The sequence below is a fragment of the Caballeronia sordidicola genome, assembly GCF_000729995.1.
In the GTDB taxonomy this organism is placed as follows: Bacteria; Pseudomonadota; Gammaproteobacteria; order Burkholderiales; family Burkholderiaceae; genus Caballeronia; species Caballeronia sordidicola_A.
In genome coordinates this window covers 1-303 of the sequence record NZ_JNFG01000191.1, presented here as the reverse complement: position 1 = coordinate 303, position 303 = coordinate 1, and the positions used below count along the sequence as shown (strand labels likewise).

The 303-nt window shown below is 54.8% G+C and carries 1 protein-coding gene; it reads right to left on the bottom strand.

The window, feature by feature from the left end:
- The coding region (locus FH08_RS0134345) for an IS30 family transposase (RefSeq protein WP_152602990.1) at nucleotides 1–303 on the bottom strand (303 nt) is incomplete at both ends.

Sequence of the window (303 nt, the reverse complement as noted above, 5' to 3'; positions counted from 1 at the left end):
CCAGCATCACAAAGCGCGATTGGCGTTCAACCAGGGTCGCAATATGCGAGTTGTTCGAGCCCGATATCAAGTCACCTTCCCAGTGCCCCGGAACCGCTCGGTCTTCCACTTCGGCGGGACGTTCGCTGATTGATACAGCATCGATGATCGCCCCTCGGTTTTGTCCGCTGCCCGTAGCTTTTTTAGCGCGTCGCATCACGCGATGGGTGCGCAAATGCTCCATCAGCTCTTTTTTAAGGACGCCCCGGGCTTGTACATACAGGCTTCGGTAGATCGTTTCGTGTGATAGTTGCATGAGCTTAT